The 23264-nt window shown below is 61.7% G+C and carries 19 protein-coding genes and 1 pseudogene; 11 read left to right on the top strand and 9 right to left on the bottom strand.

The window, feature by feature from the left end; translation table 11 throughout:
• Window positions 1-27: 27 nt before the first annotated feature.
• On the top strand, window positions 28-1416 hold the full coding sequence (locus GCM43_RS00100; RefSeq protein ID WP_152241492.1) for a YihY family inner membrane protein: 1389 nt from the start codon (window positions 28-30) through the stop codon (window positions 1414-1416).
• A 16-nt stretch (window positions 1417-1432) separates the two neighbouring features.
• Here GCM43_RS00100 and GCM43_RS00095 read toward each other — a convergent pair whose 3' ends face one another.
• From GCM43_RS00095 to GCM43_RS00085, 3 genes are read right to left on the bottom strand one after another with little or no spacing between them, the layout of a single operon-like run.
• Window positions 1433-3445, bottom strand: coding sequence for a DUF6630 family protein (locus tag GCM43_RS00095; RefSeq protein WP_152241491.1), 2013 nt, complete (start codon window positions 3443-3445; stop codon window positions 1433-1435).
• A gap of 7 nt (window positions 3446-3452) precedes the next feature.
• Window positions 3453-4262 carry an alpha/beta fold hydrolase gene (locus GCM43_RS00090; RefSeq protein ID WP_152241490.1) on the bottom strand — a complete coding sequence of 270 codons (810 nt, stop codon included), beginning with the start codon at window positions 4260-4262 and terminating at the stop codon, window positions 3453-3455.
• 1 nt (window position 4263) lies between these two features.
• Complete coding sequence (locus GCM43_RS00085) at window positions 4264-5574, bottom strand: O-acetylhomoserine aminocarboxypropyltransferase (protein WP_152241489.1); 1311 nt, start codon at window positions 5572-5574, stop codon at window positions 4264-4266.
• 193 nt (window positions 5575-5767) lie between these two features.
• On the opposite strand from GCM43_RS00085, the gene GCM43_RS00080 reads away from it, so the two are divergent.
• Complete coding sequence (locus GCM43_RS00080; protein ID WP_152241488.1) at window positions 5768-6214, top strand: CBS domain-containing protein; 447 nt, start codon at window positions 5768-5770, stop codon at window positions 6212-6214.
• A gap of 113 nt (window positions 6215-6327) precedes the next feature.
• Here GCM43_RS00080 and GCM43_RS00075 read toward each other — a convergent pair whose 3' ends face one another.
• Window positions 6328-8598, bottom strand: a complete 2271-nt coding sequence (locus GCM43_RS00075; RefSeq protein ID WP_152241487.1) for a putative bifunctional diguanylate cyclase/phosphodiesterase — start codon at window positions 8596-8598, stop codon at window positions 6328-6330.
• 375 nt (window positions 8599-8973) lie between these two features.
• Between GCM43_RS00075 and aroC the strand changes: the two genes are divergently transcribed.
• A complete protein-coding gene (gene aroC / locus GCM43_RS00070) occupies window positions 8974-10068 on the top strand; it encodes a chorismate synthase (RefSeq protein WP_152241486.1) in 1095 nt (364 codons plus the stop codon).
• A 125-nt stretch (window positions 10069-10193) separates the two neighbouring features.
• On the opposite strand, the gene GCM43_RS00065 is transcribed toward aroC, so the two are convergent.
• On the bottom strand, window positions 10194-11699 hold the full coding sequence (locus tag GCM43_RS00065) for an HDOD domain-containing protein (protein ID WP_152241485.1): 1506 nt from the start codon (window positions 11697-11699) through the stop codon (window positions 10194-10196).
• Window positions 11696-13384, bottom strand: a complete 1689-nt coding sequence (locus GCM43_RS00060) for a putative bifunctional diguanylate cyclase/phosphodiesterase (RefSeq protein ID WP_226929246.1) — start codon at window positions 13382-13384, stop codon at window positions 11696-11698. The genes GCM43_RS00065 and GCM43_RS00060 overlap by 4 nt, the downstream gene beginning before the upstream one ends.
• A gap of 491 nt (window positions 13385-13875) precedes the next feature.
• Between GCM43_RS00060 and GCM43_RS00055 the strand changes: the two genes are divergently transcribed.
• The 4 genes from GCM43_RS00055 to GCM43_RS00040 all read left to right on the top strand — a co-directional run bounded on the left by GCM43_RS00055 (window position 13876) and on the right by GCM43_RS00040 (window position 17257).
• The gene (locus GCM43_RS00055; protein ID WP_152241483.1) at window positions 13876-15567 is read left to right on the top strand and encodes an isovaleryl-CoA dehydrogenase; all 1692 of its coding nucleotides are present in this window, start codon (window positions 13876-13878) and stop codon (window positions 15565-15567) included.
• 132 nt (window positions 15568-15699) lie between these two features.
• Window positions 15700-16350: a uracil phosphoribosyltransferase gene (upp, locus tag GCM43_RS00050; protein WP_152241482.1), complete on the top strand. Its 651-nt coding sequence runs from the start codon at window positions 15700-15702 to the stop codon at window positions 16348-16350.
• 36 nt (window positions 16351-16386) lie between these two features.
• Complete coding sequence (locus GCM43_RS00045) at window positions 16387-16737, top strand: Hpt domain-containing protein (protein ID WP_226929245.1); 351 nt, start codon at window positions 16387-16389, stop codon at window positions 16735-16737.
• A 316-nt stretch (window positions 16738-17053) separates the two neighbouring features.
• The gene (locus tag GCM43_RS00040) at window positions 17054-17257 is read left to right on the top strand and encodes a cold-shock protein (RefSeq protein WP_020703630.1); all 204 of its coding nucleotides are present in this window, start codon (window positions 17054-17056) and stop codon (window positions 17255-17257) included.
• 247 nt (window positions 17258-17504) lie between these two features.
• On the opposite strand, the gene GCM43_RS00035 is transcribed toward GCM43_RS00040, so the two are convergent.
• Window positions 17505-18422, bottom strand: a complete 918-nt coding sequence (locus GCM43_RS00035; RefSeq protein WP_152241480.1) for a LysR family transcriptional regulator — start codon at window positions 18420-18422, stop codon at window positions 17505-17507.
• A 203-nt stretch (window positions 18423-18625) separates the two neighbouring features.
• Between GCM43_RS00035 and aceB the strand changes: the two genes are divergently transcribed.
• A complete protein-coding gene (gene aceB / locus GCM43_RS00030; RefSeq protein WP_152241479.1) occupies window positions 18626-20224 on the top strand; it encodes a malate synthase A in 1599 nt (532 codons plus the stop codon).
• A gap of 59 nt (window positions 20225-20283) precedes the next feature.
• Here aceB and gloB read toward each other — a convergent pair whose 3' ends face one another.
• Window positions 20284-21093: a hydroxyacylglutathione hydrolase gene (gene gloB, locus GCM43_RS00025; RefSeq protein ID WP_152241478.1), complete on the bottom strand. Its 810-nt coding sequence runs from the start codon at window positions 21091-21093 to the stop codon at window positions 20284-20286.
• 19 nt (window positions 21094-21112) lie between these two features.
• Between gloB and GCM43_RS00020 the strand changes: the two genes are divergently transcribed.
• The 3 genes from GCM43_RS00020 (at window position 21113) to dnaQ (ending at window position 23124) form a co-directional block, all read left to right on the top strand.
• A complete protein-coding gene (locus GCM43_RS00020) occupies window positions 21113-21889 on the top strand; it encodes a class I SAM-dependent methyltransferase (protein ID WP_152241477.1) in 777 nt (258 codons plus the stop codon).
• Window positions 21882-22331, top strand: a complete 450-nt coding sequence (rnhA, locus tag GCM43_RS00015; protein ID WP_152241476.1) for a ribonuclease HI — start codon at window positions 21882-21884, stop codon at window positions 22329-22331. The genes GCM43_RS00020 and rnhA overlap by 8 nt, the downstream gene beginning before the upstream one ends.
• A 79-nt stretch (window positions 22332-22410) precedes the next feature.
• A complete protein-coding gene (dnaQ, locus tag GCM43_RS00010) occupies window positions 22411-23124 on the top strand; it encodes a DNA polymerase III subunit epsilon (protein ID WP_152241475.1) in 714 nt (237 codons plus the stop codon).
• Window positions 23125-23157: 33 nt separating this feature from the next.
• Here the strand turns inward: dnaQ and GCM43_RS25985 are convergent.
• Window positions 23158-23264, bottom strand: a pseudogene (locus GCM43_RS25985) (IS110 family transposase); the annotation flags it as partial.

Raw genomic sequence — 23264 nt, 5'->3', positions numbered from 1 at the left:
CTTTCCGATTTCGCTGATTTGGATGTCATGTTTTTAAAAACCATCTTGCCTTTCTTTCGCAGCCTGTGGCGCATTGCCAGCCAGAGCGTGCACGCCATGCGCGGCCTGAGCTGGTCGCAGGTACGCGAGCTGCTGCAGTTTGCGCGCCGCCGCGTGAGCGAAGAAAGCCTGCCGCAGGTTGCCGGCAGCCTCACTTTCGCCACCGTGTTTGCGCTGGTGCCGCTATTGACGCTGGCGCTGGCGATCTTTACGACTTTTCCGCTGTTTAATACTTTCCGCCATGCACTGGAAGACTATTTCGTGCAAAGCGTGATGCCCAAGGGCATTTCCAACACCATCCTCGGCTACCTGACCACGTTTGCGTCGAAAGCCACGCGCCTGTCGGCCATCGGCGCCGGCGCACTGATCTTTACCTCGATCGGCATGATGAATCTGATCGAGCGCATCTTCAACCGCATCTGGCGCGTGCGCCAGGAGCGGCGCTGGAGCAAGCGGCTGCTGGTCTACTGGGCCATCGTTACGCTCGGGCCGCTGCTGGTTGGCGTGTCGCTGACGGTCACCACGCGCGTGTTCATGGTCACCAGCATGGCCACCAGTGGCCTGGTCGGCGATGCGCCGTTTCTCAGTGCTGCTTTCTACACCGTGGTATCGATCGGCCTGACCATGCTGGCCTTTACCCTGCTCTATATGACGGTGCCCAACCGCGATGTCGACTGGCGCGACGCCGCCTGGGGCGGCCTGCTGGCGGCGCTGGCCTTCGAGGTGGCCAAGCGCGGCTTCGGCGAATTCATCCAGGATTTTCCCACCTATTCGCGCATCTACGGCGCGCTGGCCGCCTTGCCGCTGTTCCTGGTGTGGATCTACCTGTCCTGGATGATCACGCTGGTGGGCGCCTTGCTGGTGGCGGCGCTGCCGGTGGTGAAATACGAGCGCTGGTGGCATGAGGCGGCGCCCGGCAGCGAGTTTGTCGACGCGGTGGCGGTGCTGCAGGTGCTGCACCGCGCCAGTGCGTTTGGCGACACGGCGCTGGTGGGTTCTGCCGAGATACGCAGCAGCACCCGCCTGGGGTTTGACGAGATGGAAAAGCTGCTGGCCAAAATGGTCGACCAGGGCTGGGTGGGTCGTGTCAATGTGGAGTCGGCGGTGCGGGTGCAGTGGGGCAAGCGGGTGGCCGACAGCTCGGACCACTGGGTTTTGCTGGGCAATGTGCAGCGCATCACGCTGGCCGATGTGTACCGGCTGTTCGTGTTTGGCGGCATGCGCGTCAACGCCGGCTATCCGGCCGGCGCCACCGACGAGCGCGACATGCGGGCGGCGCAATCGGCCGCAGCGCTGGCCGCCGAGGTGGAAAATGCAGTCGAGCAGGGCCTGGGTTTGACCCTGGCCGAGCATTTCAGCCAATTGCGCGCCGCCTGAACTGTAGCGCTTGCGCTCAGTACCGCTGCGGTGCGCGGCCCGTGCCTTCTGCAACGCGCTCGAACGCCGCCACATCCCCGTCGCGCAGCAGCCCCAGGTAAAACGTATCGTCGCCTGACATCACGTTGACCAGTTGCAATCCATGCGGCGCCAGATGGCGGCCAATCGCCCGCAAGCCTTCTTCCATGCGGTCGCCGTCCTCGCGGTCATGCCAGCGGAAATCCTGCAGCGCCGGCACGTCGATATGGGCGCCGATATGCTCGATCTCGTCGACCGCCTTCCAGTCCAGCGTGGTGCCAAAGCCCAGCGCATGGGCGGCAGTCGACCAGAGCGAAAACAGGCAGGCCGCTTCCGGCGTGGCGCCCTCATATTGCTCTTCCGGGTCGTCCTGTTCCAGCTCTTCCTGCATCAGGCGCACGCAGCTTGCGGCCAGGTCGCTGTCGCCCAGCACCAGCATGTTGGCCATGGCGTGCAGTTCGCCGGAGTCGGCCTGTTCCAGCAGTTGCGCTGGCGTATAGGCGTTGATCTCGATACGATCATCAGCAGGCCGGCTCAAACCCATGGCCGCACTGAGTTCGGCCGTGACGTCGGCCTTGAACTGTTCCAGCCTGCCGACCTGTTCGATCAGTTGGCCGGCAAAATCCATGCGCCAGGCCATGCCTTCGCTGGCGACATACAGAAAATCATCCTGGATCACCACGCCGCGCAGATGGTGGGCCGGCGCATAGCGTGGCACAAAGGCCTGCTGGCCATCCTGGCGCAGCAGGCACACGCGGCCGGCCGCATCGACCGCATAGATCAGTTTCTTGCGCACGCGTGGCGGCGAGGAGGTGGTGGCGCAGTCGATTTCGCTGTACTGGCATGGCGCCAGCAGCACGCCATCGGTATTGGCCAGGCCAAACAGAAAACGCCCGTCGATGCGCTGGCTGACAATGGCGATGCGGTTCTTCTTGCCGAAATCCTGCACCGAACTGTAGCAAGGTTGCAGCACTACCTTGCCAGTGACGTCGAGTACACCGCAGCGGTTGCGTTCATCGTTGTGCTCATTATTGCGTTCATGCTCAAAATCGATATAGCCATCGTCGCGCGCGCTGACATGCTCGACGTTCTCGTGCAGCACTGCGCCATCGGGCAGGTGCAGCAGCCTGCCTGCGCCCGAGGCATCCACCTGCAGCGCCAGATGGGCATTGACGATATAGAGCGCGCCGGCGGCCGGTGGCAATACCAGCATGCCATTGAGATCGGCCAGGCCGGTGCGTGGCGCGTCGCCATCGGACACGGTAAGCGTCAACCAGCCATGCTGCGCATCGTGCGCGTCCACTGCGGCGGCGCCCAGCGTCAGCGGGATAATCCAGCGGCCATATGGCGTGACTAGTCCAACCGGCTGCGCCTGGCCGGTCGGCGTGACTTCGTAGCACAGTGCATCGTCATGCCAGGCTTGTACTGTCAGGTTCGCCATAAAGGGCAGGCTGTCTGTTTCCAGTTCTTCGATATCGAACAATTGCGCGCTGGCGCTGGCCGACCAGTAGCCAAAGGCCGGCGTGCTGCCGGTGGCGCCGTCCAGCAATGGCGCCAGTACACTGCGCTGGCCGGCCACCAGCGCCGCGTGCAGTTGCGCCGCTTCCACCCGCAACTGCTGCAGCGCTGCGTCGTACTGCGGCGTGCCCACGTCGTGCGGTATCAACTGCACGCAGTCGAGCACCAGCCACTGTTCGCTGCCGGCCAGCAGGCTGGAAATAGCGCTGCGCGCCACGATGGCGGCGGCGTCGCGCGGGCGCTCCATCATGGCAGTCAGCTGTTGCCAGGTTTCCCGGGCCTGGGCCAGTGGCGCGGCCAGTACGCAGCAGCCGTCCTCGCCAAAGTCATATACCGGCCAATGACAGGGTTTGGCGTCGGGCCCCATCAGCAGCTTGAACAGCAGCGGAATATCGCGGCGCCATTCGGCCAGGCCTTGCAGCGCATCGAGATGAAAAGTAGCGTCGCCGGGCAGGGCGTCGCTGGAAAACAGAACAGAAGTAAAAATAATCATCGGAGAATCAAATAGAAGTGCTGGCAAAGCCGAACAGCGCATCGAGCACGGCGTCAGGCTGTTCGGCCATCAGTTCGTGGCCGCTGTCGACCTGCACTACCTGGCCATGCGCGATGGTCGAGGTCAGCAGGCGGGTGGATTTGGGCGGCGTCATCATGTCGCGCCGGCCAAAGATAAACAGGGCGGGGCAGCGCACCGACGCGGCTGCCGCTTCGCCGTTGGCATAGGCGTTACAGGCGGAAAAGTCGGTATAAAACACCTGCTGGCCGTTGCGCGCGGCAATATGCTGCTTGAGACGGCGCGCGCCGCCCATGGCAAAAAAGCCGGGTCCGGGGAATGACGGTTTTTGCGCAATCGACGAATGCGACCAGATATTGACCATATCGATGGCCGTTTGTACGTCGGTGCGCGCCGTCTCCAGCAGCGCTGGCGACACCTTCATCGGCCAGGTTGAGCCCAGCAGCGCCAGTCTGGTCACGCGCTCGGGTGCCTGGCAGGCCGCTTCAAGTGCAATCAGGGAACCCATGCTGTGACCGGCCAGCATGGCGCGCACCACGCCGGCAGCGTCCAGCAGCGCCAGCAGCCAGGCCGCCAGCGCTTCCACCGTGTCCAGCGCCGGCCCACCGCTGCGGCCGTGGCCGGGCAGGTCCGGCGCCAGCACGTTCCAGCCGTGATGGGCAAAATAGCGCGATTGCAGCGCCCAGACGCTATGGTCGTTCTGCGCGCCGTGCAGAAACACGATCGTCGGCTGGGCGGGATTGAAGGCCTTGCCACCGGTATAGCAATATGCGCGTTCACCCTGTATCGTTAGCAGCATCTCACACTCCTTTTTGCGACAGCTTCAGGCTGCGCGCCAGGTCGTCGATCAGGTCGTCGGCGTCTTCCAGGCCAACCGAGAGGCGCATGGTGCCCTGGGTAATGCCGGCCTGCTGCAACTGCGCGTCGGGCACGCGGAAATGGGTCGTGGAAGCGGGGTGGATCACCAGCGACTTGGCGTCGCCCACATTGGCCAAATGCGAAAACACCTGCAGGCTGTCGGCAAAGCGCTGGCCGGCCGCGCGGTCACCGCGCAGGTTGAAGGTAAAGACGGCGCCGGCGCCCTTGGGCAGCAGGGTTTTGGCCAGTGCGTAGTCCGGGTGGCTCGGCAGCTCCGGGTACGACACCGATTCGACCGCCGGATGACTGAGCAAAAAGTCGATGACCTTGCGGGTATTGGCCACATGACGCTCCATGCGCAGACCCAGTGTTTCCACCCCCTGCAAAATGGCAAACGCATTGTGCGGACTCATGGCTGCGCCAAAGTCGCGCAGACCCTCGCGCCGCGCGCGCAGGGCAAACGGCGCCACGGTCGACTCCTCGGCAAACACCATGCCGTGAAAGCCGTCATAGGGTTCGCACAGTTCGGCAAAACGCCCCGTCTGGTCGTAGGCGCCTTGCCAGTCAAAGCTGCCGCCATCGACCAGCAGGCCCCCAATTGCTGTGCCATGGCCGCACAGGAACTTGGTAGCCGAATGGAACGCCAGGTCGGCGCCGTGCTCGAACGGGCGCAGCAGATATGGCGTGGTGAAGGTCGAGTCGAGCATCAGCGGCAGGTGATGCTCGTGGGCCAGCGCAGCAACGGTGCCGATATCGAGCACGTCGAGCCCCGGATTGCCCAGCGTTTCGGCAAACAGCACGCGCGTTTCGGGACGGATGGCGGCGCGCCAGGCGTCGATATCGCGCGGGTCGACAAAGGTGGTCTCGATGCCGAAGCGTTTCAGGGTATAGGCCAGCAGGTTGTGCGAGCCGCCGTACAGTGCGCGCGAAGCGACGATATGGGCGCCGGCGCCGGCAATCGTCACCAGTCCCAGGTGCAGCGCAGCCTGGCCGCTGGCCGTGGCGATGCCGGCCACGCCGCCTTCGAGCGCGGCAATGCGCTCTTCAAGCACCGCATTGGTGGGATTGGAAATGCGTGAATAGACATGGCCGGCGCGCTCCATATTGAACAGCGAGGCGGCATGGTCAGAACTTTTGAAGGCAAACGAGGACGTGAAATGGATCGGCGTGGCGCGCGAGCCGGTGCTGGGGTCAGGCGCGGCGCCTGCGTGCAGCGACAGGGTATCGAATCCCGGGTACTTCGGACCGCTCATGGTGTCTCCGTCAAGATTGTTATCGTAGCCAGATCGTAACCCGATTCAGTACTGAACAGAAGATCAGCCGTGCGCCAGCATGGCGATGCATGATTCATTGACCGCAATACTGGATTTTTTAACAGTCATAGGCTACAGTCGCAATTCAGAGGCTTACAATAAAAAATACCACTCACCGGACAGGAAGGCCACCATGAAAGTATCTGAAATTCTCCAAGTCAAGGGAAATATCCTCTATACGGTCACGCCCGACCAGCCGCTGCTCGATGCGGCCAACACCATGGCTGAAAAAGACATCGGGTCGCTGGTGGTGATGGAATTTGGCGACCTGGTCGGCATGCTGACCTTCCGCGAAGTGCTCAATGCGCTGCACGAGAACGCCGGCCAGATCGGCGGTGGCACGGTGCGCAAGCATATGGACGACCATCCGATTACCGTCACGCCCGACACCGAAGTCAATGAAGTACGCCGCATCATGCTGGAAAAGCATGCGCGCTACCTGCCGGTCATGAATGCCAAGACGCTGCTGGGCGTGATCTCGTTCTACGACGTGGCACGCGCCGTACTCGAAGCGCAAAGCTTTGAAAACCAGATGCTCAAAGCGTATATCCGCGACTGGCCGGCTGATACGCCGGATTGATGATTGATAATTGATGCGTGTAGGTCGGATTAGGCCCCGCAGGGGCCGTAATCCGACAACATTGTTGACGTTCGCGGTATTGTCGGATTACGGCGCGTCGCGCCTAATCCGACCTACGCCGCTCCCGCCACCGTCTCGTTATTGAGCCAGTTCCCCAGCGCCGCAGCCGTCATCGGCCGCGCAAACAGGAAGCCTTGCGCCAGAGGACAGCCCAGCGCCTGCAGGATCTGCGCCTGGCGCTCGTCTTCCACGCCTTCGGCAATCACCGATAATCCCAGGTTGCGGCCCAGCTGAATCACCATTTCGGCGATGCTGCTGCCGCGCGCCGAGCCGGTAATCTCGGTAACAAACGCGCGGTCGATTTTCAGGCGGTCGACCTGCAGGCGCTGCAGGTACGACAGCGAAGAAAAACCGGTGCCGAAATCGTCGATGGCGATGCTCACGCCGGTCTGCTTGATCTGCCACAGCATCTTGATCAAGAGGTCGGGCTCTTCCATTGCCATCGATTCGGTAATTTCCAGTTCGATGAATTCGGGCGGCGCCTGCGTTTCTTCCAGCGCGGCGCGCAGCATGTCGAGAAACAGCGGGTGGCGGAACTGCACCTGCGAGACGTTAATCGACATGACGAAATTACGGTGGCCCTGCTCGCGCAGCTGCACCAGTTCGCGGCAGGCGGTGCGCAGCACCCATTCGCCCAGCTCGATGATAATGCCCGAGTATTCGGCAATCGGGATAAAGCGGTCCGGCGAGATGAACTTGCCGTCCGGCGTCTGCCAGCGCAGCAGCGCTTCGGCGCCCACCGGGCGGCGCGTCGTCAGGTCGATCTGCGGCTGGTACACCACGAACAGCTGGCCCTGGCTAAAGCCGGTGCGCAGCGCGTGCATCATGCGCACGCGCTCGCGGATCTCGATGCCCATGCTGCGCGAAAAATAGAAATGGCCGGCACGCTGCTGCATTTTGGCGCGCTTCAAGGCGATGTCGGCGTCCTTGAGCGCATCGGCGCCGCTGCCCACGTGCTCGCCCAACCGCACCAGGCCCAGCGTGGCCGACAGCTGCACGTCCTGGCCGTCGATGCTGAACGGCGTCTGGAACAGCGCCAGGATATTGGCCGGATTGACTTGCGACGAGTCGCCCAGCACGCAGAAAATGTCGCCGCCCAGGCGCGCCACCGTCAGCTGCGCACCGAGCTGGTTCTGCAGCCGGCCGGCCACCGCCAGCAGCAGCATGTCGCCGAACTGGTGGCCAAGCGCATCGTTGGTTTCGGAAAAATGGTCGAGGTCGACCAGCGACAGCGTCGCTTCGTCGCGCGCCGGGCCGGCCAGCGTGGCGTCGAGGATCTCCACCAGGCGGGTGCGGTTGGGCAGCTTGGACAGCTGGTCGTAAAAGGCGGCGTTATGCAGGTGCGTCACCAGTTCCACATTGTCGAGGCCGACGGCAACATTGCTGCAAAACACTTCCAGCAGGCTGATGTCGATCGGGCTCAGGGCGTGTGGCAGTAGCAGGTAGGCGGCCGAATCGCGGCTCGACTTGCCGGCAAAGTACAAGGTGACGCAATCGTGTGCATACACATTGCTGCGCTGGGCCAGCGCATGCTCGATGGCCGCGGCGATGCGCGGATTGGCCACGCTGCACAGGGCGCCGTGCGGCAGGTCGGCAAAGCAGCCGGTATTGGCGCACACCACCAGGTCGCGGCTGCCGTTGTCGTGCTGTTGCTGCACGCACAGTACGCCGTCGGCGCGCATGCCCAGCAGTTCGCCGATCTGCGTCAGCACCCCGGCGGAAAAATTCTGCACGCCATGCAGCGCCATCAGCTGGGTGCTGGCGTGCACGATCTGGTCCAGCCCGCGCCGGCTGTTGCTGATGGCGCAAATCTGCTCGTAAGAGCGGATCGCCGCCGTCACGGTGGTAAACAGCTTGATGCGCGTGAGCTCGGATTTGGTCTTGTAATCGTTGATATCGAAATCGCGAATGGCGTCGATTTCCGGCGCGTAGCCGGGCTGGCCGGTGCGCAGGATAATGCGCACGTCGCTCATTTTCAGCGTTTCGCGGATATAGCGCACCAGATGCAGACCGGCGTCGTCGTGCTCCATCACCACATCGAGCAGGATCACGGCGATATCGCGTTCATGCCGCAGCAGTTCACGTGCCTGGCCGGCCGAATAGGCATGCACGAACTGCAGCGGGCGGTTCTGCATTTCCAGGTTGCCGAGCGCGAAAGTGGTGGTGGAGTGCACATCTTCATCATCATCGATGATCATCACCCGCCACACGGGGCGCGCGGCGCCGGCTGGCTGCGTCGCTGGCGCCTCATCGAGAAACACCAGGTCGTCCTGATCGTCCTTGCCAGTGTCCAGCGGCGTGATCGGGGTGATCGGTCCAGGCATGTAGTGGCTTCTCCAGATGGCTCGCTAAGAAAAGAGCACATCACAACAGGCCTGCAGCATGGCTGCCTTTGGTTGGCGCTGGCTTTGCCGTCATCATGCAGTGCGGACATATTGTGATGCGCTCTCGCTGAAGTATATAGCGATTTAACAAGCAAAATGTTTTTTTTAGTTTTATTTAAACGGGTAATGTTTCCTTCGTAACATGATTAATGCCAACTTCGCGCATTTCATCGTATTTAATCGAATATGATATAAAACAGCTATGTCAATGCAACACGGTTTTTTTAAATCGCCCTGTTGCTGCGGCGCCGTCGCGACATGGCGTGCCGCACGGGCTGGTAGAATGGCGTTTTCCAGTCTTTCATATTTCCTACTATGTCCGGCAACTCTTTTGGCAAGCTGTTTACTGTTACCACTTTTGGCGAATCGCATGGTCCGGCCATCGGCTGCGTTATCGACGGTTGTCCGCCGGGCCTGGCGCTGTCGGAAGCCGACATCCAGCCTGAGCTTGATCGCCGCAAGCCCGGCACCTCGCGCCATGTGACCCAGCGCCAGGAATCGGACACGGTGGAAATCCTGTCGGGCGTCTACCAGGGCGTGACCACCGGCACGCCGATTGCATTGCTGATTCGCAATGAAGACCAGCGTAGCAAGGATTACGGCAATATCGCCGAGAGCTTTCGTCCCGGCCACGCCGACTATGCTTACTGGCATAAATACGGCGTGCGCGATCCGCGCGGCGGCGGCCGTTCTTCGGCGCGCCTGACCGCGCCGGTGGTGGGCGCGGCAGCGATTGCCAAAAAATGGCTGGCGCAGCAGTACGGCACCACCTTCAAGGGCTGCATGAGCCAGCTGGGCGAGATTGCCGTGCCGTTCCAGTCGTGGGAGCACGTGCACGCCAATCCGTTTTTCGCCGCCAGCAGCGATGCCGACCTGATTGCCAGCATGGAAGAGGCGATGGACCAGCTGCGCCGCGACGGCGACTCGATCGGCGCGCGCATCGAGGTAGTGGCGCAAAACGTGCCGGTCGGCCTGGGCCAGCCCATCTATGACAAGCTCGACGCCGATATCGCCTACGCGATGATGGGCATCAATGCTGTCAAAGGCGTGGAAATCGGCGCCGGTTTTGCGTCCGTGGCGCAAAAGGGCACCCAGCATGGCGACGAACTGACGCCGGAAGGCTTTATCGGCAACAACGCCGGCGGCGTGCTGGGCGGCATTTCCACCGGCCAGGACATTACCGTCTCGATCGCCATCAAACCGACCTCGTCGATCCGCACGCCGCGCCGTTCGATCGACAAGGAAGGCAAGCCGGTGATGGTGGAAACCTTTGGTCGCCACGACCCCTGCGTGGGCATCCGCGCCACGCCGATTGCCGAAGCCATGCTGGCGCTGGTGCTGATCGACCATGCGTTGATGCACCGTGCGCAGTGCGGCGACGTCAGTGTGCAGACGCCGAAGCTGAAATAAGCTGATGTAGGTCGGATTAGCCGCGCAGCGGCGTAATCCGACAACACCTGCAGCGCCAACAATGTTGTCGGATTACGGCCCCGCAGGGCCTAATCCGACCTACGCCCGCTGCCTGGCCGCGGATGTCAATTTACTTTGTTCGCCACCAGCTCCAGCTGGTGGCGCATCTCCACCGACTGCACCAGAATCGCGCGGATGTCGTTGATCAGGTTGAACTCGGTCTGGTTGAGCTGGATCGGCGGGAAGCTGTCGTCCCAGTCGCCGTACAGGAAACCGGCCGGGTGGCCGTTGGCCGACAGCGGCACCACCACGAAGCTGCGCGCGTCCGATAGCGTGCTTTTCCACCATTGCGGCAGCTTGGCGGAAAACTTCGGATCGCGTGCATTGTCGATAAAGATCACGCGGTCGCTGTTGAGTGCCGCATGAAACACATTCGGTTCGTACACATCGGCAAACACCATCAGGCTCTGCAAATCGGCCATGCCTGCACCCATGCTGATGCGAGCCGCATACTGGCGCTCCTTGTGGTTGCGCACAAACGCCACCGAGCGTGAAAAATCAAAACCCTGATGCAGCGTTTCCAGCGCCATCGACACCATCTGGCCGGGCTTGGCACTGCCCAGCGCACTGCGCAGTTCGGCCAGGCCGCCGATCAGTACGCGGTTGCCTTCGGCGCGCATGCGCGTCGAGGCCAGCTGGCGCGCGCGCCGCTCGGCCGGCTTGGACAGCGGCGCAATGGTCAGGTCGGCCGCCGCCATGGCCTTGGCCTTGTCGACCGCCACACTTAATTCTTCGGCCTGCACGCCGAGCATGCCGGCGTAGCTGCCGATCAGCAGCTGCACCTGCGCTGCACCCGCTTCGTCGTCATGCCACATCAGGTCGGCGCAGCGGGCCGACATGGTCGACAGGCCGGCCATCCAGTCGGCGCTGCTGACAGCTTCTTCCGATTCGGCCGGATCGACCGGTTCGAGCGGGCGCATGCCGTTGATCAGGTGCTGCGGCAGGCCCCAGTGGGCGGCGGTGGCATAGCCGACTTCGGGCAGCGAGAGGCCCAGGATGTCTTCGGCGGCGGCCGCCTCGTTGCCAGGCCCGCCATGCGCCTGCAGCCGCGCCCAGTAGTCGGGCATGTAAAAAGTCACCATCATCCGGCCCAGCGTATGGAGCATCGAGCACACCACGGCCTGCTCGGCCTGCAGGCTGCCGGCGCTGGTGGCCACCTGCTGTGCCACCATGCCGGCCAGCACGGCCTTTTCCATTTCCACATGAGCGCTGACGGAATCGGGCGTGGCCTGCGACAGCTCCTCGATCAGTTTCAGGCCCAGCGCCAGGTGGCCGATGGCGTCGATGCCGAGCACCAGTACCGCCTTCGAGACCGTATTGACGCGCTGGCCAAAGGCCGAATACATGCCGCTATTGGCCAGGCGCAGCACCTTGTGCGTCAGCACAGGGTCTGACAGTACCGTTTGCGTCATGTCGAACTGCTGGTCGTCCTCGCCGCGCATGGCACCCAGGATGGCGCTGATGGCCTTGGCAAAGCCGGGCATGTCGCCTTGCTGTCGGGTGCGCGACCACAATTGCTCCAGGGTATGCTTGCCGAGCTGGGTCGGCGCCGTGAAGTGGCCTGGAATCATTGCATGCCTCCGCGCGGTTCATGGGCAGGCGGCGTGGGAACCAGCGCCGCGTAGGTTTTGTCGCTGAGCGCCGCCAGTGCGGCATGGGCCGGCATCGGCTTGCCGGTCAGGTAACCCTGGACGTACTGGCAGCCGCGTGATTCGATAAAATGCATTTGTTCTTCCGTTTCTACGCCTTCGGCCACCACCGACAGGTTCAGATGTTTTGCCAGGTCGAGTATGGCATTGCAGATAGCGGCGTCCTTGCTCGATGCGGGCAAGTCTTTGATAAAGGTGCGATCGATCTTCAGCACGGAAATGGGAAAGCGCTTGAGATAGGCCAGCGAGGAATAGCCGGTGCCGAAGTCGTCGATGGCGATGCGCGCCTGACGCTCGGTCATTCTGACCAGGATCGATTCGGCATGCACCGGGTCGATCATCAGCGTGCCTTCAGTAATTTCCAGCACCAGGTTGTCGCCGGACACGCCGGAAAAGGTGATGGCGTCGTCGAGTATGTCGAGAAATTTGTCATTGCGGAACTGGCGCGGACTGATATTGACCGACATGTACAGCGGCCGCTGCGCCACTTCCTGGAACTGCTTCAGTTGCACGCAGGCCGCTTTCAGCGCCCAGGCGCCAAGCAGATTGATCAGTCCATTCGATTCGGCAATCGGAATAAAGCGCACCGGCGGCACCAGCCCCAGCGCCGGGTGCTTCCAGCGCATCAGCGTCTCGAAGCCCTGGATCTGGCGCGTGCGGGCGTCGACGATGGGCTGGTAATAGAGCAGAAATTCGCCTTCGCGCACGGCCTGGAACATTGCCGCTTCCAGCGAGATGTCGTGCTCCGACGGGCCGTTCAGGCGCGGGCTGTAGATCAGGCAGCGCGCCTTGCCGGTTTCTTTGGCGCGCGACATGGCCGCATCGGCCAGCGCCACCAGGCGTACTTCGTCTTCGGCGTGCAGCGGATAGATCGACACGCCGACCGAGGCGCCGATGTAGATGGTGTGGCCATCGACTTCGAACGGCGACTGCAGCGTGGCCAGCAGGCGTCCCGTGACCAGCTTGATCTGCGCCTCGGTGGCGCTGCCGGGCAGCACGGCGACAAATTCGTCGCCGCCGGCGCGCGCCAGCGTATCGCTGTCGCGCAGTGTCTTGCGCAGGCGCGCCGCGGCCAGGCGCAGTACGGCGTCGCCGATCGGGTGGCCGAGGCCGTCGTTGACTTTCTTGAAGCCATCGAGGCCGATGGTGGCCACCGAAAAGCCCTGGCCCGACCGCGCGGCCTGGGCAATGACCATGCGGATGCGGTCCGACAGCAGCAAGCGGTTTGGCAGGCCGGTGAGCGCGTCGTGGGTTGCCATATGGCGCAGGCGCTCTTCCGTATTATGCTGGCCCGAAGTGTCGCGTCCGACTACCAGCAGCTCGGCCACGCCGGCATCGTTGAGGTAGGACGACAGGCGCAATTCGAACCAGATTTCCTGGTCCGGCGCCTGCAGGCGCATTTCCAGCCGGCCTGGCACCTGCAGCGCATCGTCGAGGGCCGCCTGCAGGGCGGCGCGCGAGACCTCGGTGGCCAGCATCAGCAGGCGCTGGCCCGGCAGGCCGGCAGGGGCGGCAGGAGAGGCAAACAGGGCGCTGGCGCGCCGGCTGGCAAACAGGATCACGCCTTGGGCATCGAGCCGGAACACGATATCGCCTGCTTCTTCCATGAGGTTGTCTAGCTCCTGACGAGCCTCGCGTTGGGCGGCGGATGGGGTACTGGAAAACATCGTGCTGGCTTTGACCTTTTATTGTTGATGCCGCCTGGTTCTGCGCATGGCGGCATGGTGTTCAGCGCCCGCAGCGCTGCGCGTCATGCGTGACGCGGATGTTATTGCATTTTTAACGGAGCCGACTGCATGGTGTTATCTGCTTTCCGGTCAGACATTTCTACACGGAATGTATCACTGAAAAGCGCCGGTTTACATGAAATAAAGCAACATTACTTCGGCTTTCGGAAATATTCTGCTGTGTGTGGAAAAAAGTCACGCCGCCTTGTTATCTGCTTGGTATCTCTATATTGCATTGCTGATTTTTTGCTATCATCGTCTGCGCTTGCCGGCACTGCGCTTCTGCGTTAGTCTGGCCCAGGTCTGTCGACCCGCGCCGGCGCTGCCGGGGCGAAGGCCGACATGATAGCAAACCATGATGGAGTCCCGCCATGAATGCTTGTGATCGTTATGCTACACATGCCGTTTTCAACCAGAGCGCGCCGTTTGAAAACATTAACCTGTTTGCCTGCGATGCCGCATTGCGCGAGGGTGTGCTGCGCGAGGGCGCGGCGGCAGCGGTGCCCCGGCTCACGGCGCTGGGGCAATTGCTGGGCCGCGCCGACACCATGGCGCTGGCGCGCCAGGCCAATATCAACGGGCCGCAATTGCAGCAATTCGATCGCGCCGGCCGTCGCATCGACGAGGTGACCTTTCATCCTGCCTGGCATGCCTTGATGACGATACTGATCGAAGCGGGCGCCCATGCTGCGCCGTGGGTGGCGCCGGGGCCGGGCGCACAGGTCGCGCGCGCCGCCACCTATCTGCTGTTCGGCCAGGTGGAAAACGGCGCGCAGTGTCCGGTTACCATGACCTACGCCAGTGTGCCGGCGCTGCGCCAGTCCGGCCTGCCACAACTGGTGGAGCAGTGGTTGCCTAAAATTCTATCGACGCACTATGATCCGCGCTCGCTACCGATCGAACACAAGCATGGCGCCCTGATCGGTATGGGCATGACGGAAAAGCAGGGCGGATCGGACGTGCGTAGCAATACCACCCGCGCCGAAGCGGTGCCGCTGCAGCAAGCGCAGGCGCTGTTCGGCGCGCAGGGCGAGGCGCTGTGGCGTATTACCGGGCATAAATGGTTCTTTTCCGCCCCCCAAAGCGATGCGCACCTGATCCTGGCGCAAACCGCGATGGAGTCGGGCAGCGCCCTGTCGTGCTTTTTCCTGCCGCGCTACCTGCCCGACGGCACCCGCAACGCCATTGTCGTGCAGCGCCTGAAAGACAAATTAGGCAATCGCTCAAACGCCTCGTCGGAAGTGGAGTTTGCCGGCGCCTATGGCTGGCTGCTGGGCGCGCAGGGCAGGGGTGTGGTCACCATTCTCGACATGGCTGCTCACACCCGGCTCGACTGCGTGCTGGGCAGCGCCGGCATTATGCGCGCCGCCTTGACGCAGGCCTTGCATCATGCGCGCCAGCGCAGCGTATTTGGCCGCTTGCTGGTCGAGCAGCCGCTGATGGTCAATGTGCTGGCCGACCTGGCGCTCGAATCGGAGGCGGCCACGGCGTTTGCGCTGCGCCTGGCGCGCTGCTTCGATGCGCCCGATGATGGTGCCGAGCAGGCACTGGCGCGCCTGCTGACGCCGGCTGGCAAGTACTGGATCTGCAAGCGTTGCCCGGGCGTGGTGGCCGAGGCCATGGAAGTGCTGGGCGGCAGCGGTTATGTGGAGGATGCGCCGCTGGCGCGCCTGTACCGCGAAGCGCCGGTCAATTCCATCTGGGAGGGTTCAGGCAATATCATGTGTCTCGACGTGCTGCGCGCGCTGGCGCGCTCACCGGCCGCGCGCGATGCGCTGGCAGCCGAGCTGGCACTGGCCGGCGACGGCGAGCCGGTCTTTGCGCGCTACCGCGCCGCCTTGCTGCTTGAACTGGCGGCGGCGCAGCTTGACGAGGCCGGCGCGCGACACCTGGCCGGGCGCATCGTGCTGGCGGTGCAGGCCGGCCTGCTGCTGCGCCATGCACCGCCATTTATTGCGCGCGCTTTTGTGGCGTCGCGCCTGGCGCAGCATCCGGACGCGGTGTTTGGCTGCCTGCCAGCCGGTTTTGACGGCGCGGCCATCCTGGCGCGGGCATTGCAATAAAAGAATTGGTTCGCCTGGAGCACACCGTACGGGCGCCAATTTTTTCTGAAATTCCAGCCACAGGCGGCCTGAGGGCTGGGATAATGCGGCTATTGATCAAATATGCCGCCACGTTTGAATGAAAGACTATTAATGAAACAAGATCCGCGCTTTCCCAATCTCTTTATTACCGATCACCCGCTGATCCAGCACAAGCTGAGCCATATGCGCGAGCACGACACCTCGACGCGTACCTTCCGCGAACTGCTCAAGGAGATCACCTTGCTGATGGGCTACGAGATTACGCGTGACCTGCCGTTGACCACCCGTGAAATCAAGACGCCGTTGATGACCATCGACGCGCCCGTCATCGCCGGCAAGAAGCTGGCGATCGTGCCGATCCTGCGCGCCGGCATCGGCATGAGCGACGGCCTGCTTAATCTGGTGCCGTCGGCGCGCGTCGGCCATATCGGCGTGTACCGCGATCCGGCCACCCACCGGCCAGTTGAATATCTGGTGCGCCTGCCCGACACCACCGACCGCATCTTTATTCTGTGCGATCCGATGGTGGCAACCGGCAACTCGGCAGTGTATGCGGTCGACGTGCTGAAAAAGCGCGGCGTCAGCGACGAGCAGATCATTTTCCTGGCGCTGGTCGCTGCTCCCGAAGGCGTGACGGTGTTCCAGGATGCGCATCCGAACGTCAAAATGTTTACGGCAGCGCTCGATTCGCACCTGAACGACCACGCTTATATCGTGCCGGGCCTCGGTGATGCCGGCGACCGCATCTTTGGCACCAAATAAACCAACTTTACGGCGACTGACTCGATGGCAACGTTAATGGATCCCGACTTCCGCGCCCGCCTGCGCGCGCTGAATGAAAAATACGCGGCTGGCGTACCGTCACTGATGCAGGCAATTGCCGACGCGCAGACTCGCTGCAACAGTGAAGGCCCGCGCCAGGAGCAACTGACCGCCTTGCACCGCGGCCTGCATGCAGTGGCAGGCTCGGCTGCTACCTTCGGCTTTGCCGCGCTGGGGCAGGAGTGCCGGCGCATCGAACAACTGGTGCGCGCGCTGTTGAACGAACCGGGCAATGTCATGGCGCAATGGCCCGCACTCGACACGCAGGTCAGCACACTGCTGCGCTGGGCCGAACGCGATGCGGCCGCCACCCATTTCAACGCCTGAGACGGCGCGATTGAACCGCAAAAGCGTGCTACGTTTGATGAAACGCAAAGCGTGCGCGCTGTCGTTTGAGCTATAGTATGTCCATAGCCTGTTATAAGGCGCCGCAAAACAGTGAGAAACCGCGTATTTTTGGCATTTTTTAACCCTCAAACACGCTTCGCAGGTTTATTTTGCGAAAGAATGGTTTTTTTCTGTTTTGTTGGTATAATTAGGCATCGTTGGATTCGAGCTAGTAGTGCAGTTTGTCTGTCATTTCTTTCTTGCTTCAAACGATATAACGGGCGCAAGCCCAACTTAACTGAAATAGGAAATTGTAATGGCAACTGGCATCGTAAAATGGTTCAATGATTCGAAGGGTTTCGGCTTTATTACCCCTGACGAAGGCGGCGAAGATCTGTTCGCTCACTTCTCGGCTATCCAGTCGGCCGGCTTCAAATCGCTGCAAGAGAACCAACGTGTTTCTTTTGAAGTGACCGCTGGCCCTAAAGGCAAGCAAGCTTCGAACATTCAGCCAATCTAATACGCTGGATCAAACGAAATAAGAAAATCCTCGGTTTCCGGGGATTTTTTTTGGCCACAGCCTTCAGGATTCGGCGGTTTCGTCTGCCCCTGATGCACTAAGCTCGCGTCCCAGCACCATAAGCAACACTCCAGTCGTCGGCACAGGCCCACCGGGCCAAGCGGGGCTGAAAAATGTCGAGGGCAAGGCGTAGGTCGGGTTAGCCCGCAGGGCGTAAGCCGACAACACCACGGCCATCGGCATTTTCTCAGGCGCGCGTCTCTGAACTGCCCCAGTACCCCTCCTGTGCATAGCACTGTCTTAGAAAATCCACAAAAGCCCGTATCCGCAGCGGCAAATGCCGGCGCTGTGCAAATACCGCATAAATATCGTTGCCAGGCGCGGCAAACTGATCGAGCACCGTGACCAGTTTGCCGGACTCGATTTCAGCGCCCACCTCCCACATGGAACGCCAAGCCAGCCCCTTGCCGGCCAGCGCCCAGTCGTGCAGCACCTCGCCATCGTTGCAATCCATATTGCCTGACACCTTGTAGGTGACGTTTTTGCCGTTTTCGCTGAAGGTCCAGCCACGTTGGCTGCCTTCGCTGCTGATGACCAGGCAGTTATGCCGTGCCAAGTCGCCTGGCAGGCGCGGCGTGCCGGCGCGTTTCAGGTAGGCGGGCGAGGCCACCACCACGCGATGGTTGTCGGCCAGCTTGGTGCTGACCAGGGTCGAATCGGACAGGCTGGCAATGCGGATCGCCACATCCACGCCTTCGCCGATCAGGTCGACCAGGCGATCATTCAGGTGCAGCGACACGCTGACGTCGCGATGCTCGGCTGCAAAAGAGGGGATCAGCGGTGCCACATGCTGGCGGCCGAAGCCGGCTGGCGCCGAGATCAGCAGGTGGCCGGTGGCCTTCACGCTGCGCTCGGCCACCGCCGCTTCGGCTTCTTCGAGTTCACCGAGTATGCGCTGGCAATCTTCCAGAAACGCGACGCCCTCATTGGTCAGTGCCAGCTTGCGCGTGGTGCGTTGCAACAGTTTTACCCCGAGACGCTGCTCGAGTGCGTCGAGGCGGCGTCCTATCATGGCCGGCGCGATGCCTTCGGCGCGGGCGGCGGCCGACAGGCTGCCATGCGCAACAACTTCAACAAACGTGGAAATCTGACGAAATTGACCCATGAACGGCACTCACTTGTGATAAAAACGCATGGATGTAGTGATTTTTAATCTCGTTTCCGTGCCTAATAGTGCATATACTATAAACCAACGCATCATTCGGCAGTGACTCAGTTGTGCGCTACTTGCACGCTATCACTGTTACGGCTGATCAGTCCAGCGCTTGTTTGACCACCAGATTACTTTTGATAATAACGGAGAGTTCCATGACGCACAGCACGATCAATTTACCTGAAGGCATGCAGATCACGGGCGAAATCAAGCCCGGCTATGAACAGATACTGACCCCGGAGGCGCTGGCGCTGGTGGCGAAGCTGTCGCGCGCGTTCGAGCCGCGTCGCCAGCAGTTGCTGGGCGTGCGCATCGAGCGCGCAGCGCGGCTCGACGCCGGCGAGCGGCCTGATTTTCTGCCGGAAACGGCGCATATCCGTGACGGCGACTGGACCATCGCACCGATACCGAAAGCGCTCGAATGCCGCCGCGTGGAAATCACCGGTCCGGTCGAGCGCAAGATGGTGATCAACGCCTTCAATTCCGGCGCCGACAGCTATATGACGGACTTCGAGGACTCCAATACGCCCAACTGGGACAACCAGATCACTGGCCAGATCAATATGTTCGACGCCGTGCGCCGCACCATCTCGCTCGAGCAGAACGGCAAGTCCTACAAGCTCAACGACAAAATCGCCACGTTGGTGGTGCGTCCGCGCGGCTGGCATCTCGATGAAAAGCATGTGCTGGTCGACGGCAAGCGCGTCTCGGGCGGCATCTTTGATTTTGCGCTGTTCATGTTTCACAACGCCAAGGAGCAACTGGCGCGCGGCGCTGGGCCGTACTTCTATCTGCCGAAGATGGAATCGCACCTGGAAGCACGCCTGTGGAACGATATCTTCGTGATGACGCAGCAGGAACTGGGCCTGCCGCAAGGCACCATCAAGGCCACCGTGCTGATTGAAACCATCCTGGCGGCGTTTGAAATGGATGAAATCCTGTACGAACTGAAGGAGCATAGCGCCGGCCTGAACGCTGGCCGCTGGGACTATATCTTCTCGTGCATCAAGAAATTCAAGCTCGACAAGGACTTCTGCCTGGCCGACCGCGCCAAGGTCACCATGACGGCGCCATTCATGCGCGCCTACGCCTTGCTGCTGCTGAAAACCTGCCACAAGCGCAATGCGCCGGCCATCGGCGGCATGGCAGCGTTGATCCCGATCAAGAACGATCCTGAAAAGAACGAAGTGGCGATGGGCGGGGTGCGCAACGACAAGGCACGCGACGCCACGGACGGCTATGACGGCGGCTGGGTCGCCCATCCTGGGCTGGTCGAGCTGGCGATGGCCGAATTTACCAAAGTGCTGGGCGACAAGCCGAACCAGATCGGCAAGCAGCGTCCCGACATTGAGGTCAAGGCGGCCGACCTGCTGAACTTCCAGCCGGAAACACCGATCACGGAAGCGGGCCTGCGCTACAACATCAACGTCGGCATCCATTATCTGGGCAGCTGGCTGGCCGGCAACGGTTGCGTGCCCATCCACAACCTGATGGAAGACGCGGCCACGGCCGAGATCAGCCGCTCGCAGGTATGGCAGTGGATCCGCTCAAACAAGGGCGTACTGGAAGACGGCCGCAAGGTCACGGCCGAGATGGTGCGGGCGATGATCGTCGAAGAGCTTGCCAAGGTGCAGCGTGATGCGCCGGGCGGCGATGGTCCGACTTATGTTCGCGCCGGCCAGATTTTTGAAGATATGTCGACTTCGGATGCGTTTGCCGAATTTCTGACGCTGCCGCTGTACGAAGAAATCTAAAGCGCTGACCCACGATCCCGGCCATGCCCAACAGGCATCGCCGGGATTTTTCATGTCCGTCAGAAGTTGTTTTTCCACATGCGTAAGGCGGCAAACGCCTCCACCGGCGAGGCATCGGTGGTCAGCTTGCCGACCACTTTCAGGCTGTTCAGGATTGCTGGTTCGCGATAACGCAGGAAAGGGTTGGTGGCTTTTTCCAGCGCAATGGTGGTTGGCACCGTTGGCAAGCCCTGCTGGCGTTTTTCCGTGTCGATATTGACGCGCTGCTGCAGCGCTTCGTTGCCGGGTTCCACGGCGCAGGCAAAGCGCAGATTGGCCAGCGTATATTCATGCGCGCAAAATACCTCGGTATCGTCTGGCAGGGCGGCCAGCTTGCCCAGCGAATCGGCCATCTGGCCCGGCGTGCCTTCAAACAGACGGCCGCAGCCGCCGGCAAACAGCGTGTCGCCGGAAAACAGCCACGGCGCGCCATTGCGTCCATCGTGCTCGCGCACATAAGCAATATGCCCCCTGGTGTGACCCGGCACCTCGATCACGCGCAGCTGCAGATTGAGCTCGGGCACGCTGGCCACGTCATTTTCTGCCAGCGGCTGCGTGATCTCTGTGATAGCCTCATTGCGTGGGCCGTAGACCGGCACGGCATAATGCTGCAACAATGTGGCGACGCCACCGGTGTGGTCGGCATGGTGATGCGTCAGTAAAATGGCGCTCAAGGTTAACTGATGGGCTTGCAAAGCTGCCAGCACCGGCGCAGCGTCGCCGGGATCGACCACGGCGGCATGGCTGCCGTCATGGATCAGCCACAGGTAGTTGTCGTTAAATGCAGGCACGGCAAGTACCGATAAAGCGTGTTTGGGGGAATGGTTCATGTGTAAAAGAGAAAACTGAATGGACAGCACGGCATCCGAAAAATCCATTATAGCGCTTGATAGCTGGCTGCAGACACCTGCCGGAGTATATGCGCGCGCCTGGGAGCAGCAATGCCTGGACCGCCTGACGGTCGATATCTTCGGCTTTAACGCGGTGCAACTGGGGCTGCCGCAGTTCGATGCGCTGGCCGCCAGCCGCATGCCCAACAAATGGCAGGTCGATGCGCGCCTGCCGTCACGTCAGCCGGCCGACAGCCGCCTCAAGCTGGTGTCGGCCTTTGACGAGTTGCCGTTCGATACGCACAGTCTGGACCTGGTAGTGCTGCCGCATGTGCTGGAGTTTTCCGCCGAGCCGCATCAGATATTGCGTGAAGTCGAGCGTGTGCTGATTCCTGAGGGGCGCCTGATTATCTGTGGCTTCAATCCGGCCAGCCTGTGGGGCGCACGCCAGGCCATGGGCCGCCTGACGGGGCGGCGCTATCTGCCCAGGGCCACCGAGGTCATTTCCCTGCCGCGCGTGAAGGATTGGCTGAAACTGCTCAATATGGGCGTCAGCGAAAGCCATTTCGGCTGTTATGCGCCAGCTTGCCGGACTGAAAAGTGGCTGCGCCGGCATGCTTATATGGACCGCGCCGGCGCGCGCTGGTGGCCATTTTTTGGTGCAGTGTATATAGTGCAGGCCATCAAGCGCGTCAAAGGGATGCGCCTGATCGGTCCGGCGTGGACCAAAAATCCGGCAACGGCGCCAGCCGGCGTGCCGGTCACGAACAAGAGGCGGGAACAGCAAGATGGCTAATGCAACAGATCAGGTGGAAATTTATGCGGACGGTGCCTGCAAAGGCAATCCCGGCACGGGCGGCTGGGGCGCGCTGCTGGTGGCGGGCGGCGCGAAAAAGGAAATCTACGGCGGTGAATTGAATACCACCAACAACCGCATGGAACTGAAGGCCGTGATCGAAGCGCTGACGCTGCTCAAGCGGCCCTGCGAGGTAGTGCTGTACACCGATAGCCAATACGTGCAAAAGGGCATCAGCGAGTGGATCCACGGCTGGAAGGCGCGCGGCTGGAAAACCGCGGCCAAGGCGCCGGTCAAGAATGTCGACCTGTGGCAGGCGCTCGACGAAGCGCAGGCGCTGCACAAGGTCGAATGGCGCTGGGTGCGCGGCCATAATGGCCACCCGGGCAATGAGCGGGCCGACCAACTGGCCAACCTCGGCGTGGAAACCGTGCGCGCCTGATTATGATCGTGCAGTCGGCTCCGGGGCGCAGGTTTGCTATACTGCGTCCCTTGTTTTTTGTTCTTGGGTGAATCCAGCCATGCGTCAAATTGTTCTCGATACCGAAACCACCGGCCTTAATCCCCGCACGGGCGACCGCATCCTGGAGATCGGCGCCGTCGAGCTCAATAACCGCATGCTCACCGGGAACAATTTTCACCACTACATCAATCCCGAGCGCGATTCGGAAGAGGGTGCGCTGGCCGTCCATGGCCTGACCACCGAATTTTTGAGCGACAAGCCCAAGTTTGCGGAAATTGCCCAGCAGTTGCGCGACTATATCGCCGATGCCGAGCTGATTATCCATAACGCCCCGTTCGATATCGGCTTTCTCAACGCCGAATTCAAACGCCTGAACATGCCGCCCGTGCACGAGCAGGTGCGCGGCGTGATCGATACGCTGGTGCAGGCCAAAGAAATGCACCCTGGCAAACGCAACTCGCTCGACGCCTTGTGCGACCGCTATGGCGTCTCCAACGCCCATCGCAAGCTGCATGGCGCGCTGCTCGACTCGGAACTGCTGGCCGATGTCTACCTGGCCATGACGCGCGGCCAGAACAGCCTGAGCATGGATGTCGAGGAAGCCGCGCCAGCCGACGGCGCCGTGCTGGAAATCGTGCCGCTCGCTGCCGTGATTTTCCAGCCAGCCAGCGCCGACGAAGAAGAAGCGCACCAGGCCTCGCTGGCTGGCCTGGACAAGGCGGCCAAGGGACAGTGCATCTGGACGGCGGTGACGGCGGCGCCAGCTGCCTGACCCGGAAGAAAATCGTAGATACTGTTATCCCCGTCAAGCGGCGTGCAAGGTTGGATCAAATATTTTTCCTGACCTGAGCACGCCGAATGCCACGTGTACCAGTTTGCGCATCATGGCACCGATGATCAATTTCGGCGCCT

This window comes from Janthinobacterium aquaticum (assembly GCF_009208565.1).
Taxonomy (GTDB): Bacteria; Pseudomonadota; Gammaproteobacteria; order Burkholderiales; family Burkholderiaceae_D; genus Janthinobacterium.
Note: the sequence above shows the minus strand (reverse complement) of the source record. Positions and strands in the feature narration are given on the sequence as shown.

Bases quoted from the DNA above. Each gene is read 5' to 3' on its own strand.
- GCM43_RS00065 (WP_152241485.1), bottom strand. From the start codon at position 11,699: ATGATTCCAGGCCACTTCACGGCGCCGACCCAGCTCGGCAAGCATACC.
- aroC (WP_152241486.1), top strand. From the start codon at position 8,974: ATGTCCGGCAACTCTTTTGGCAAGCTGTTTACTGTTACCACTTTTGGC.
- gloB (WP_152241478.1), bottom strand. From the start codon at position 21,093: ATGAACCATTCCCCCAAACACGCTTTATCGGTACTTGCCGTGCCTGCA.
- upp (WP_152241482.1), top strand. From the start codon at position 15,700: ATGAAACAAGATCCGCGCTTTCCCAATCTCTTTATTACCGATCACCCG.
- GCM43_RS00020 (WP_152241477.1), top strand. From the start codon at position 21,113: ATGGACAGCACGGCATCCGAAAAATCCATTATAGCGCTTGATAGCTGG.
- GCM43_RS00060 (WP_226929246.1), bottom strand. From the start codon at position 13,384: ATGGAAGAAGCAGGCGATATCGTGTTCCGGCTCGATGCCCAAGGCGTG.
- GCM43_RS00045 (WP_226929245.1), top strand. From the start codon at position 16,387: ATGGATCCCGACTTCCGCGCCCGCCTGCGCGCGCTGAATGAAAAATAC.
- GCM43_RS00035 (WP_152241480.1), bottom strand. From the start codon at position 18,422: ATGGGTCAATTTCGTCAGATTTCCACGTTTGTTGAAGTTGTTGCGCAT.
- GCM43_RS00100 (WP_152241492.1), top strand. From the start codon at position 28: ATGTTTTTAAAAACCATCTTGCCTTTCTTTCGCAGCCTGTGGCGCATT.
- GCM43_RS00095 (WP_152241491.1), bottom strand. From the start codon at position 3,445: ATGATTATTTTTACTTCTGTTCTGTTTTCCAGCGACGCCCTGCCCGGC.
- rnhA (WP_152241476.1), top strand. From the start codon at position 21,882: ATGGCTAATGCAACAGATCAGGTGGAAATTTATGCGGACGGTGCCTGC.
- GCM43_RS00085 (WP_152241489.1), bottom strand. From the start codon at position 5,574: ATGAGCGGTCCGAAGTACCCGGGATTCGATACCCTGTCGCTGCACGCA.
- GCM43_RS00090 (WP_152241490.1), bottom strand. From the start codon at position 4,262: ATGCTGCTAACGATACAGGGTGAACGCGCATATTGCTATACCGGTGGC.
- aceB (WP_152241479.1), top strand. From the start codon at position 18,626: ATGACGCACAGCACGATCAATTTACCTGAAGGCATGCAGATCACGGGC.
- GCM43_RS00080 (WP_152241488.1), top strand. From the start codon at position 5,768: ATGAAAGTATCTGAAATTCTCCAAGTCAAGGGAAATATCCTCTATACG.
- GCM43_RS00040 (WP_020703630.1), top strand. From the start codon at position 17,054: ATGGCAACTGGCATCGTAAAATGGTTCAATGATTCGAAGGGTTTCGGC.
- GCM43_RS00075 (WP_152241487.1), bottom strand. From the start codon at position 8,598: ATGCCTGGACCGATCACCCCGATCACGCCGCTGGACACTGGCAAGGAC.
- dnaQ (WP_152241475.1), top strand. From the start codon at position 22,411: ATGCGTCAAATTGTTCTCGATACCGAAACCACCGGCCTTAATCCCCGC.
- GCM43_RS00055 (WP_152241483.1), top strand. From the start codon at position 13,876: ATGAATGCTTGTGATCGTTATGCTACACATGCCGTTTTCAACCAGAGC.